This window comes from Flavobacterium limi, assembly GCF_010645075.1.
GTDB lineage: Bacteria > Bacteroidota > Bacteroidia > Flavobacteriales > Flavobacteriaceae > Flavobacterium > Flavobacterium limi.
Genome location: NZ_JAADZV010000017.1, coordinates 24,428 through 37,353, shown reverse-complemented (window position 1 = coordinate 37,353; position 12,926 = coordinate 24,428). Strand labels below are relative to the sequence as shown.

10 protein-coding genes and 3 tRNA genes are annotated in these 12,926 nt (G+C 30.7%); 2 read left to right on the top strand and 11 right to left on the bottom strand.

Annotated elements, in window-relative coordinates:
* Positions 1-208 precede the first annotated feature (208 nt).
* From GXM16_RS22310 to GXM16_RS22270, 9 genes are all read right to left on the bottom strand, one after another.
* Complete coding sequence (locus GXM16_RS22310) at positions 209-1,825, bottom strand: hypothetical protein (RefSeq protein ID WP_163396708.1); 1,617 nt, start codon at positions 1,823-1,825, stop codon at positions 209-211.
* A gap of 40 nt (positions 1,826-1,865) precedes the next feature.
* The gene (locus tag GXM16_RS22305; RefSeq protein ID WP_163396707.1) at positions 1,866-2,759 is read right to left on the bottom strand and encodes a hypothetical protein; all 894 of its coding nucleotides are present in this window, start codon (positions 2,757-2,759) and stop codon (positions 1,866-1,868) included.
* Between the two features lie 3 nt (positions 2,760-2,762).
* Positions 2,763-4,994 (bottom strand): AAA family ATPase, encoded by a 2,232-nt coding sequence (locus tag GXM16_RS22300; RefSeq protein WP_163396706.1) that lies wholly within the window; start codon positions 4,992-4,994, stop codon positions 2,763-2,765.
* Positions 4,991-6,334, bottom strand: a complete 1,344-nt coding sequence (locus tag GXM16_RS22295; RefSeq protein ID WP_163396705.1) for a DNA double-strand break repair nuclease NurA — start codon at positions 6,332-6,334, stop codon at positions 4,991-4,993. Before GXM16_RS22295 ends, GXM16_RS22300 begins: the two co-directional genes overlap by 4 nt.
* Before the next feature lie 15 nt (positions 6,335-6,349).
* Positions 6,350-8,359, bottom strand: a complete 2,010-nt coding sequence (locus GXM16_RS22290; RefSeq protein ID WP_163396704.1) for an ATP-binding protein — start codon at positions 8,357-8,359, stop codon at positions 6,350-6,352.
* Entirely contained in the window at positions 8,352-9,335 is a 984-nt protein-coding gene (locus GXM16_RS22285) for a DNA-methyltransferase (protein WP_163396703.1), read from the bottom strand. Before GXM16_RS22285 ends, GXM16_RS22290 begins: the two co-directional genes overlap by 8 nt.
* Positions 9,336-9,594: 259 nt before the next feature.
* A tRNA-Leu gene (locus GXM16_RS22280) sits at positions 9,595-9,677 on the bottom strand.
* Between the two features lie 42 nt (positions 9,678-9,719).
* Positions 9,720-9,792 (bottom strand) — tRNA-Lys (locus GXM16_RS22275).
* Between the two features lie 39 nt (positions 9,793-9,831).
* A tRNA-Lys gene (locus GXM16_RS22270) sits at positions 9,832-9,904 on the bottom strand.
* 126 nt (positions 9,905-10,030) lie between these two features.
* On the opposite strand from GXM16_RS22270, the gene GXM16_RS22265 reads away from it, so the two are divergent.
* Complete coding sequence (locus GXM16_RS22265) at positions 10,031-10,549, top strand: shikimate kinase (protein ID WP_163396702.1); 519 nt, start codon at positions 10,031-10,033, stop codon at positions 10,547-10,549.
* Here the strand turns inward: GXM16_RS22265 and GXM16_RS22260 are convergent.
* Both GXM16_RS22260 and GXM16_RS22255 read right to left on the bottom strand, forming a co-directional pair.
* Positions 10,541-11,041, bottom strand: a complete 501-nt coding sequence (locus GXM16_RS22260; RefSeq protein WP_163396701.1) for a phosphoribosyltransferase domain-containing protein — start codon at positions 11,039-11,041, stop codon at positions 10,541-10,543. The genes GXM16_RS22265 and GXM16_RS22260 overlap by 9 nt on opposite strands.
* A gap of 154 nt (positions 11,042-11,195) precedes the next feature.
* The gene (locus tag GXM16_RS22255; protein ID WP_163396700.1) at positions 11,196-11,585 is read right to left on the bottom strand and encodes an RNA-binding S4 domain-containing protein; all 390 of its coding nucleotides are present in this window, start codon (positions 11,583-11,585) and stop codon (positions 11,196-11,198) included.
* Positions 11,586-11,664: 79 nt separating this feature from the next.
* On the opposite strand from GXM16_RS22255, the gene bamM reads away from it, so the two are divergent.
* The gene (gene bamM, locus GXM16_RS22250; protein WP_163396699.1) at positions 11,665-12,900 is read left to right on the top strand and encodes a BamM family beta-barrel-assembly machinery protein; all 1,236 of its coding nucleotides are present in this window, start codon (positions 11,665-11,667) and stop codon (positions 12,898-12,900) included.
* Positions 12,901-12,926 lie beyond the last annotated feature (26 nt).

Below are 12,926 nucleotides of genomic sequence, written 5' to 3'. Positions count from 1 at the left end.
TCAGGTGGTCACTTTGCTACGGAACGCGTGGTCAATTTACTCCGGAATTAGGTGGTCAAATTGACCGGTTTTTCCATATTATTATTTCAGCATTGAAATTTAATAGAAGGAGTTATGCTGTATTTTGAATAACCAATCTTTTGAGACGGTTTCTCCTTTATTAAAAAACCACTGAAAAAGCCGGCTGATAATTAGGGAGGATATTGATTTATCCTTCCTTGTTTTTTTGTAAATTATTTAAATTAATTCTTTCTGAAAGTCCAGAACAATTAAATGGACCACAAACCCCTTCAATAAATCCCCATTTAAAAAGCTCGCTATTTAAATTTAAATGATTACGTCTGATTTCGTCAATACAAGCCCTTATAATTGTTTGATTAGAGAGATTCTCGAAAAAGCTCTCCCATAAATCAAGTGTTGGTAAATAATCATATAAATAACGGCATTGATCAAACACAAAAACATTAGAATACATCCAAGTCTGTTTAGCTTTGTATTTTAATCCAAAGTTTTTTTCAGCATGAGCTATATATGGGTGTCCATATAACCCAATTAACAACTCTATAAATATATTTTTCATTGGAATATCACATGTTAGCCTTAAATTTCGGTCAAAAAAATCTAACTCAGTAAGCGTTTCTTTCAGTTTATCTCCGCATATATTATGAATAAACGTTTTAAAGCCACTATCAGATTCTTCAAAACGTTTAAGCAAACTGCCAATGTATAAAGCATCTTCAATATTCATCTTTTTTCTTGTACTCTTAATAAAACGACTAAGTTGATGATCTTTGGAAAAATGTTCATTTATTAATCTTGCCCAATTCAATAAAGGATATGAATCAACTGCAAGTAAATAATGCTGTACTTCAGTAATAAACTCTTTCTCCGAATTTACTTTATGATTTTTAATATTATTTAATTCACGATAAAGTACCTTTTCATTAAGTAAGTGATTGTTTTGAACAGCACCCAGAGAAGATAGTTGCCACATCGGAATTATTTCTGATGCCATTGCAGGAATGAAATGAGTCAAAAATGTATCGTAATATACATCTATATTATCATTTATAAACTTACTATATCTTTCAAATTGAATTGATTTTTCAAATGAAGTCAGTCCAAATTCATCATCTTTTTCGGGTACTTCATATGATTCTTTTGTAGCAAACCAAGTCGCTAATATGTCTCCCCAGTTATAATTGTTTCCTGGCTCAGAAAAATTTGTTATTAGTGCTGATAAACTTGCAAGTCTTTTATTTAAAAAAATTTGTTTAAGTATTTCCAAAGGAGACTGTCCTTGTGAAAGAATTGGAACACATGCATCAAAATAAACTATATCAAATTCATGATTTGTCATTTCAAAAAATTCAGCTAATGATCCTCGATGAATTTTAATCTGAATTTTTTCATTAATCAAAGATTTTAAAGCCTGTTCATATATCTTTTTATCAGATTCAATTGCCCAAATATTTTCAAGCCTAATCCCATTGTTGCAAAGTATTTCGATATCATTATACGGTTCGGGTCCAGATAAGTACAAAACTTTCAATTCATCAGCTTCCTTTGGCTTACAATTATTTTCAAAAAACTGAAACCAACTATTTTTACCACCAAAAAACAACCAATTATATTGACTAATGAATTCAAAATTTTTATTTCCAAGTGCTCTAAACAACAATGAATTAAAATGATCTGTAATTTTTTCAAAATGCTCCTTAGAAACCAAATAACTTTTTTTTCTTTCAATAGTCAATGAATCAATGGCATGTTTAATTAATTTTTTACGAGCTTCATTTTTTATATTTTGAGTATATGTTTCCATTCTTTAAAATAAATATTGTTTAATTAGTTAAAAAATGGATTTAGTTTTTTAGTTTAATTCCAAAGTTAAGATCTAGAAATTTCCCAATGACTTGCCGTGCCATTCCTAGATAAGGTTCCTCTGGCTTTAAGAATTTATACAATCTATCCAATTCTCTCTTTAAAATTTTCTCAAAATAAAATTTCTTTGAATCATTGAGATCAGCTATATGAAAATTATAATTCTCGACTGCTTCTTTAACTCTTTGTATCTGAGCTTCAATGTCTATTAATGTTTTCTCTCTAGATTGAACCAAATGAACTCTTTGCAAAACAAAAACATCAATTGATTTTAAACCTTTTTCGCAGAGTAATCCATCTTCATTTTTTTTTGCTTTTATCACGCCTTCATCACCATATTCTAGATGCTTTTCAGGGTTATCAATGCAAGGATTTAATAATAACCTAAATTTTTCTTCACTTTCTATTCCAGTTGGGTTATCATGTTTTCTAACATACTTGTCTAAATCTGAAAGAGGAAACTGATTCATTTTCCCCATAGTTACCCTTCCTGCTTGTCCAAACATTAGATGTGATAATTTTTGATTACAATTTCTGCAAGACAATAATAGATTATCCCAATTTGAAGCCAACCAATAATAGCCCGGCTTTTTAGGCTCAGCAACTTCTTCTATTTCTCCTTTTGGTCTAAAATGCTCTACATCACCAGAATAAACATGCAAAAAAGTACTTTCACAATATGCACATTTTCCTTTAAATAAATCAATTAAAGCCTTTTTTACCTCTGCATGTCTATATACTTTAAAATTAAATGCAGTTGTCAAATTAAGTACTGAATAATGCCTAATAGCTTCTTGTGTCTCCAAGTGTCCTCTTCGTGTTTGGTTACTAAGAATATCTGGTTCTGTGACTTTACTTCTATCTACAAAAATCATATCTTAATTATTTTCAGATTCTATTAGTTTCCATAAACTTTCTACTCTTTCTAAAGCTTCTTTTTTAAGGGCTTCGGCTAATCTTAGTCCTTCCTTTCTTGTTTTTTTTGCTAATAGTTCATCAACAACATAATATATTAGCTCTTCCCTTAAACTGTCTCCTAAATGTTTAATTTTTGGAATAACTTTATTAAAATATAATAATTGATTTTTTTGTTCATTGCTTCGATCTACATCATCTAATGCAAGAATTTGATAATACTCTTCAAATAATTTTTCTGTCTCTGGATCAATTGTACTATTTAGTCCAAAAAAATCAGATGTTAAGATCTGATCTATTCTTAGTTCGCTTGGATCAGGCAATTCCGTAATTGCTATAACTTCTTTTTCTGAATCTTTGGTTAACACAACTGTTTCTCCTAGTCTTAAACCTCTTAAACAGAGAGGTTCATGAGTAGTTACAACAAAATTAATTTTAGGAAATGCCTTTCTTAAACGATCTACTACCTGCATCCTCCATCTTGGATGCAAATGGATGCCTATCTCATCAATTAATACCATTCCTTCCACAAGATCGAAAGAAGTTTTTTCACTAACAAATGTCGCCATTATATCTACTGCCAAAGAATAAACAGACTGATAACCATCACTCAATTCGTCAACTGTAAAAACATCATTATTTCTAACTATAGATACAACCCCTTTTATTATCTCTATTTTATCTTCATCTTCAAGCATCATTAAGTCCTTCAGAGTCAAAGCTACTCTGTCAAAGACTTTTTTAGGCCTGCCTAAAAGCCACTTATCTGCATCAATTAATGAAACAGAATAATCAAATAAATTTTTGACTTTTACATTTTCAAATTTATTCCTTTCCGCTATTAATTTACCTTTTTTTGGACTTAATCTAATTGAGTTATAAGCAAGTAAATTGACAATTGGTAGATCAATAGAAGATATAATTTCACGCTCATTAAAATCAACTTTAATTGGTTCATCTTCATTAACTAAATAAATTCTAATGAAACCTTCTTCAGCATCGTGTTTTAATATGTCTTTTCCTTTAATATCTAAAGTTTTCAAATATTCATTACCTGATAACCCAATAACCAAAGCTTTTAAAACAGAACTCTTTCCAACACCATTTTCTCCTAAAAAGAGCAACCATGGCTCACCTTTTAAATCTTCATTTGAAACATTTTCATCATCTTTTGCATCTTTTTCAAAATCAATTTCAATATTTGAAAAACACTTAAAATTATTAATTTCTATTTTTTGTATATAAATATGTTTTAACAATTTGATATTCAATTTATCTTCAATAATTTGCTTTTCTTCTTCATTAAGTTCTTTTTTTGCTTCAAAATGCTCCAAGTTCAATGATATATGACTTTTTAATTCTTCTAGAATTTCGTCATTATATGTTCCATTTGCCAGATACTCTTGTATTTCTGGACGATTATCAATCCATTTTGAAAGCATAAATCTTAGAATTCCTAAATAAGGTAATTCTGAAAATTGAGTAAAAAGCCTATCCCAATTCTCAACTATTGTTTTTATTTTTCTTCGATTACTTTTCTCTCGTCTATATAATTTTGTAAAAAGTTCCCATTCACTATAAAGTTCTCTTAATTGAATCTGTCGTGCGTTAACCAATTCTTCTCTATTAAGTTTAAGAATTTCGATTGTAGTTTTTCCTTTTAGTGATAAAAAATCAACTTTCCCCTGCTCATCAAATATCAGATGTTCTTCCGGCCTATCATTACATGGATCTAACAAAAGAGCGTTTTCTTTAACGAGAATATCTTCATATGCTGTCTTAAGCTTTACTCTCTTCCCTTCTACTGGAAACCAGTTTGCCTTATATCTATTACATAAATCACAAGCAGAGTACATATTTCTCCATTCATAACTAAGCCACCAATAATGCTCTTTTGCAAAATCTTTTTCCAAGCCTCTTGTACTACTTTTTGGACGAAAATGATCAATGGCACCTGTACTCGTTGCTGTGGCTATTAGTGATTCACAATAAGCACATTTTTTATTAAATAATTGAAATAATGGCTCTCTAATAGCAGATAAAATTTGAACTTCAAAAGGTCTTGAAAACCTTCTTTGACTTTTGCTTTCATCTGATGCCATGTAAAATTCTTCAAGTCTTTTTATTGATATTTTAATTCGGTCTGACTGAAAAATTTCTGGAACTGGAAAACTATTTCTATCTATATAAATCATTTAACTAAAGTTTTTGCAAATTTTTCTAGAAGAATTGAACTTGGATGGTTTGACAAAGAAATTAATTTATTTGCCAAGGCAACTGGAACGATAGCATTATCATACATATCGCATCTTAATTTCTCAATATTTAAAAGGATTATATCCAGATTTTTAAAATTTGACATTTGTGGATTCATCACAACTTCCTTATTCTCAACAGGAATTGTTAATACATACATTCTTTCATCTTGCGATTTAAAAATTATTTTTGAACTATAATATGAAGTACTAGCATAAGGATTAGGAGTTTCAGGATCATTCGGTAAAATATAAGTATAGATATGTTTATTACTCAATAAAAATACCTCACCTGGATTAAGGAGATCTTTGATTTCATGTGCATGTTCAACAAATGCTCCCGATTTTTCTAGTCCTGCCAGATATAAATTATGATGCTCAAATAAATAATTACACAATCTCCTTAATGGTTTGTGCATATTAGCCGTTTGTCCAAAAAATGCTAATGGCCCATCTTTAATAAATAAAAAACTATTCAACAAATCAGATCTTAAAGCTTTAATATTTTTTATTGTATGTATTATATTAATTTGCTCAATCAAATTTGTTAAATACCCTAGTATGCCTCCAGCTCCTAATTCATTATCAACCGCCTCATGTAACCTAAATATATCCGTTATAAATATATCTTCATTACAAACTTTACAGGATTTTGATATATATTCGTTATTGAAATCATTTCGAAAAAAAGGAACATTTGGCTCATCACAATTTGGGCATCGAGATAAAGGATCACAATATTCAAGAGGCTTATCATATAATTCAAACAATAACCAATGTAAAGTTTCTAGTAGATTTGTTCCATCATTTTTATTTCGAAAAAATTCATAAATACTTTTTCTTACTGAATCTATAAGTGTCATGCTTGATTTATAAGACACATTTTTGGTAGGAAGAACGAACTTACTTCTTTCTAATTCTTTTATTTTAGACATCGCTTCTCGTGAAATAAAACTCATTTGAGATATTTCATCAAGATCTTTAGTATTTAAGACTAATTCTCCAAATTGAAAAAAAGAGATGAGAGATGATGGAAAAGTTTTTTTTACTGCAACTGTCGAATAACTACCATCTACAGCTAAAATATGTTGTATTGGATTCGGCTCAAGATATTCAACTTTATGTCTTAAAGATTGATCTAAAGTAATTTGATCAATCTCTTTTGGGTATTCACAGCTACTAATAAATGCTTTGACTGTTTCATCATTTATTATGTGTGAATGCGATGATTTACTTGCTAATTCATCTGGTCGTCTTCCATTTCTTGTACTATAAGCCATAACTTAGAATATAAATTAAACAGAAAACTTATTTATTTGAACTGGTACAATAAATGGATTTGAATACGTTTTCATTCTAACAAAACCTTTATCATTTTTAGCACTAAATTTTATTAATGAGTCAGCAAAATCATCAAAGTCATAATACTTTCTTAATTCTCTAATTTCATCTTCATTATTTAAATGAGCAATAAACCAGTTTTGAGTATTCTTCAAAATATTTGAACTAATTGAACTTACTTCTTGAGTTGCATAAATCATTCCTAAATTTAATTTGGCTCCTTCCTTTGCAATTCTATTGTAAATTTGACTTAAGTCTTTTTCATCTTTTTTAGGAAATAAATTATGAGCTTCCTCAAAATAAAACTGAATAAAATTATTTGCAGAATTACCTATAAATTGATACATAGAATCCTTGAAAATGCTATTACAAACCATTTCAGAATACATTCTTTGAATGCTTGGATCTCCCTGTGAAATATCAACAATTATAATCTTACCTTCTCTTAATTGCTTTAATATGTGAGATGTAAAAGCTTCCTCTCCTGTTGCTGTATGTTGCTCAATAATGCCTCTTAATTTTAAATAACCATTATTATCCACTGCCCTGCCTGAAATGCGTTTCCTAGTCAAAAAAATTAGAATAGCTTTGAGATCTTCATCTGCCCATTCCTTATCATTTTTCTTCCTATACTTTGTGAAGTAATCATTGCTTTCATAATTATCCCAAATAATCTGAAACCAGTTTATAGCTTGATCAAAACTAATCCCCCTACTGGGATCTAATGTCTCATCATCCTTAACTAACTTATTTAATTCTTTATTGCCTTCAAATTTAATCGTACCCATATTTGAAGGTACCGTAAAACCTGCCAATTTTAAACAGCATAAATATGCAGCTCTTTTTCTTTCCCATCTACAAATAGCACTTCTATCATTTTTATCTTCAGGCTCGCTTAAGTCTATAGCTAAAAAACTTTTTACAAATCCGGAGTTATCTTCGATTAGATAGCTTTTGATCAATTCAAATCCCGCCAAAATTTGCTTATAAAAATTGATTTTCATAACTTGAAAACCTGTCTTTTCAATAACACTATATCTGGTAACATCATTTTTATACATCTCATAAATAGCAGTACCATTATCTTGCATATTAGCATTTGCATATTCGCCATTAATATCAAAAATTATTTGACCTACCGGATATTTTGGTGCTCCGCTTGTTTCAAATGTTTTAAGGTTGTCTACAACATTAACGTCCGGTCTTAAAACACTATTTTTAGCTTTAGAAGACATTTCAGCCGTAGCTTGGATTATTTTTTTTACTGTATTAGATTTTCCAGTCCTTGTCATTCCAAACAAAGCTGTTCTTTTTCCTAATAAATCAGCTGGATTTATATAAACATCAGATCTTTCATCTATATTTTGAGTTTGAAATCTTTGGCTTGAGCTATATCTAACATGTCCTATCGCAAATTCATTTTCATTACCTGCGATTATATCTGATGAATCTCTTTGATTTACAATAAATTCTAAAACTTCTTTATTAATCTTATATACACTGTAATGATGAGAAGAATAAAAATTTTCCAAATCAGCACCAAATTCAACTTTTCCAATACTATTCCTGTAAAAAGTGCCTAATACTCTACATTCAAGTCCTGAGAAACTAAATTCGTATCTTGTAAAATCATCTAATTTTGAGGTTTTACCTGACGTGGGAAGGTTATCTTTATAATATTCAATCATCGAACTTACCACAGTATTATCAGTTGGAAGTTTTGCAGGAGCGAGCGCTCTCAATAAAATAGCTTCTTCAACAGTCTCTTCATTATCATAAAATGCCAACAAAAATGCTCCTTGTGCAATTCCTTTCACACGTTCTTTGTCATCGTCACAGATTAAAACATTTGCTTTATTATAATCTAATGAAAACGGATGTCCTATAAATAAATCATCTTGTTTTCCTTGTACTAAAGGATCAATTGATATTATTTTTTTTAATCTATCTAAAGTACTACTCATAAGTTTCTACTAATTGATGATTAGTTTCAGTTTCGCTAAATCTAATTATAGCTTGATCAATATATTCTTTTAATATTTCGAATGAAATCCATTTTCTATTTAACTTTTCAGCACAATATCCTGTGGTATTACTTCCAGAAAATGGATCAAGGACTAAATCATTTTCATCAGTTAAAAAATTAATGAAGAAATTAACCAATCCTCCTGACATCCTAGCGGGATGGGGATTAATGCCCTTTTCTCTACAAGTTTTTAAAAAATAGTCATTTGAATTTGTATTGGAAAAACTTAATACGCTATGTGGTAATCTAACTTCTCTATTATTATCAACCTGCTCCATTTCAAAAAAATTATGCGCAATACTGCCCCCATTATCTTTCAGGAAACCATCTTCACTAATATGATGTTCAGAAGGCCTTTTTCCTGAATTATATTTTTTCCTTTTTAATAAAGCCAACATGCTTTTACTATATGGTCTTAATACTTTACCATTGTCAGCTTTAGGGAAATCAGATTTTGCTAACCACCAAACATGAGTGTAACTATCAACAGTTCGAAATCTATTTACTGTTACCCATTGAGCGGGGGATGGTAATTTCGAAGGATTATAACAAATAAATTCTTGAATTAATCTCAAATTTGCATCAGGGTGCTTTACTAATCCAAACAAACATTCTAAATGCAACAATGATTGGACTGGTCTGTTTGGTTCCCATGAGTTCCCTATTTCAATAACTAAAGATCCATCTTCAGTTAACAAGTCAGAAAAAATCGGAGCCATTTCAACAAACCATTTTAAATATTCATCTCCTTTCTCATTCCCATATTGTTTTTTATTGTTTAAAGGAAAAGGAGGAGAAGTGATAATTAAATTTACCGATCCTTTTAACTCTTCTTTCATATCTCCACTCAAGAGTTCTATTGAATTTCCTTCAATAATTTTTCCCTTATTTGTTTGATATTTTATATTAGCCATTCTATAATTGTTTGCTTATTGAGTAATGAAATTTCTGTTAGCTATTTAAGATATACTTAAATATTTTCTTATAATTAATGCTAATATAAAATAAAAAACGAATGTTTTTATTCAGCTACTTAATTATTTGAATTGAACTTTAATTGTAATCGGGAGTATGAAAGGGATTAAATGAAAAAGCTTCTACTACACATTTTCTAAATTGTTTAGCAAATGTTTAGCAAAAGCTTTGCGATGCCCTAAAAATAGGTATTTAAAGTGACCATGGAGGGATTTGAACCCTCACGCCCTTGCGAGCACCACCCCCTCAAGATGGCGAGTCTACCGTTTCTCCACATGGCCGAAAAAGAAAAAAGGTCAAGTAAATGAATACTCGACCTTTAGTGACCCGACTGGGGCTCGAACCCAGGACCCCATCATTAAAAGTGATGTGCTCTACCGACTGAGCTATCGAGTCATTGCTTCAAGAAACTTAATTTGTTAATCACAAAATTTGTGACCCGACTGGGGCTCGAACCCAGGACCCCATCATTAAAAGTGATGTGCTCTACCGACTGAGCTATCGAGTCTTTATGTTTCTTGAACGCGGGTGCAAATATAAGGAGTTTATTTTATTATTTCCAAGCAAAATTATTATAAATTTGTCTTTTTTTAACCAAATCTCACAATGCCTTAGTTTATAAGGTTTTATTAAAATGAAAAAAATCATATTATTAGGTTATATGGGTTGCGGAAAGTCTACAATTGCCCAAAATTTATCAAAAACTACCAATATTCCGTTTCTGGATTTAGACAATTGTATTGAAAAAAAAGCAAATTTGTATATAAAAGAGATTTTCGAGAAGTATGGAGAAATCTATTTTCGAAAATTAGAACATGAAATGTTTGTGGAATTACTTCAGTCTTCAGAAAATAGTATAATCGGTTTGGGTGGTGGAACACCCTGTTACGCTAATAATCATGAATTGTTAAAGAGAGATGATGTTGTTTCAATTTATTTAAAAGCTTCAATAGATACTTTGTATAATAGATTAGTATACAATAAAAGCAAACGTCCGTTAATTGCGAATATGGATGAGGAAGAAATGAGAGAGTTTATTGCGAAACATTTGTTCGACAGAAGCTTTTATTACAACCATGCGCAACATAAAGTTTCTGTCGATGATAAAACTGTTGAAGAGACAGTTCGGGATATTTTGGAAATATTAGCTTAAAGAGGCGTAATTGCCTCCGTTTTCATCAAAAACAACCTTTACATGTTCTAATAAAGATGTAGAGAGTGAAATTCCTTTAAAATCGGCTTTTACAGGATATTTTTTGTGGTTTCGGTCAACAAGTACCGCGGTTTTGAATTTTTTCAATGGGACATCCAGAAAATGGCGAACAGCGTAGATTAATGTAGTTCCTGAATTCAGCACATCATCAACCAGTACCAATCCCTTGTTTTCATATTCTGACACACCTAAAGAAGTCTGTATGGGTAATTGAGGATTTTGTTTGTCTATGATAACTTCGCATAAAGAAATTTTAAGAGTAGATATATTGCTTAGTGCTAAAGCGATTTTTTCGGCAAAAACAGATCCATTAGTAGCGATTCCGGCAATCACAACTTCATCTTCATCAACGAAAGTCTCATAAATTTGATAAGCGATACGTTTTATTTTATGTTCAATTTCCTGATTGGTTAAGATGATGTTATTGCTCATGATTTATTTTTTTTGCTAATGTACAAATTTAAAAATTCCAATATAAAAATTCCAAATTCCAATTTTTGAAAAAGGAAATGCTAATTTTTGAATTTGTATAATTAGATTTTTAGAGATGTAAGTTTTGGAATTTGGTATTTTGAAAAATTGGAATTTAATTTTCTTCTTCATCATCAAAAATTTCATTCCCGTACTCGTCAATATCTCTTCTGTCTTTTTTGGTTGGTCTTCCTGTTCCGCTTTTGCGGTAATGTTCTTTTGAAAGTTTTAAGAATTCTAAATGAGCGTATGCTTCAGGTGGAGTTTCGTTTTTTCTGTAGATATCTACAAGTTTAGCTCCTACACGACTTTCGGGAATATCCAGGACAGTTATTATCTGGGTAATCTGATCTTTTCTAAACGTAATTCTGTCTGTAGGAAAAACTTCTTTCGATGGTTTTGCAACCTGACCATTTACAGTAATATGGTTCTTTTTGCATGCTTCAGTAACCATATTTCTTGTCTTGTAATATCTTACACACCAGAGGTATTTGTCTATTCGCATAATTTTTCTAAAATCGGAGTTAAATTCTTTACAAAAATAAATCAATATTGTATCTTGCGCACCTAAAAAATTAACAATAATGAATAAATTTAAATATTTTTTTATTTTACTATTTACTGCGGCAACTGTTTTGGTTTCTTGTGACAAAAAAGATGATGATGATGATGTTAAAGTCGAACCGTTAAGAGATTATAAAGTACAATATGATACGGATAATGCTAATATTGAAGAGTATTTAAATACATATTACATCACAATTGTTGATAGTCCTGGTAATCAGGAAGATCAGGATGTTGTAATATCTAAAATTACTGATCCGGTTACTCAGCCTTCTATAATGTCTTATCTTAATAGTGCTTCTTTTCCTAGGCTTTTATCAAGAAATATTAGTTTGCATGGTGTTGCATACAAAATGTATTATTTAGTGCTGAGAGAAGGTACGGGTGTTTCGCCTATGAATACAGATCTTGTTGTGGCTGGTTACAAAGGAGAGTATATGACTCGTGTTGAAGCAACTACTACATCGCCTATAGTGCCAGCTCATTTAAAAACAACGCTTTTTCAGGAAATAAAATTTCCTCAGGCTGACGTGGATTTTGTCGATTTATATAGTGCAGTGGTAGGTTGGGGTGAAGTTTTTCCTCAGTTTAAAACCGGAACCAGTTCTATACGGGAAGATGGAACTGCTAAATACGAGAATTTTGGTGCTGGCGTATTATTTATTCCTTCCGGCTTAGGATATTATACAGGAAATTCACGAGGATCTGTGGCTATCCCTGCTTATTCTCCATTGATTTTTAGTTTTAAATTATATTCCTTACAAAGATTGGATCATGATAATGATCGAATTTTAGATATTGATGAAGATTTAAATGGTGATGGATATCTTTATGATTACCGCAATACAACATTGTATCCTAATGCTCCGGTAAATCCTGATGATACTGATAAAGATGGTATTCCGGATTTCTTAGATATGGATGATGATGGTGATGGATATACGACTCTCTTAGAAATTACAAAACCAACTGCTGAATTTGGGGGTGATTTTGGACCGAGTCGTTACTATCCTTTTGAAGCGTTTAAGGTTTTAGATGATCCGACAACTCCTAATACAGATGAAAGTAAAAATAGTGAGCCGAAAGGGATTCCTGCATTTTTAGAAGTTGTGGAGGAAGTGGATCCTGTAACTGGAGTTAAGATTAAGAAAAATAAATATGAGTATACTGCGCCAGGTAGAAAAAAGATTCATCTGGATAAAGATCATAATACCACTAAAGTTACTACGGTAACTGCTAAAAAAATAGAATTGTAAGGGAAAATAAAAAACCTCGAAATGTG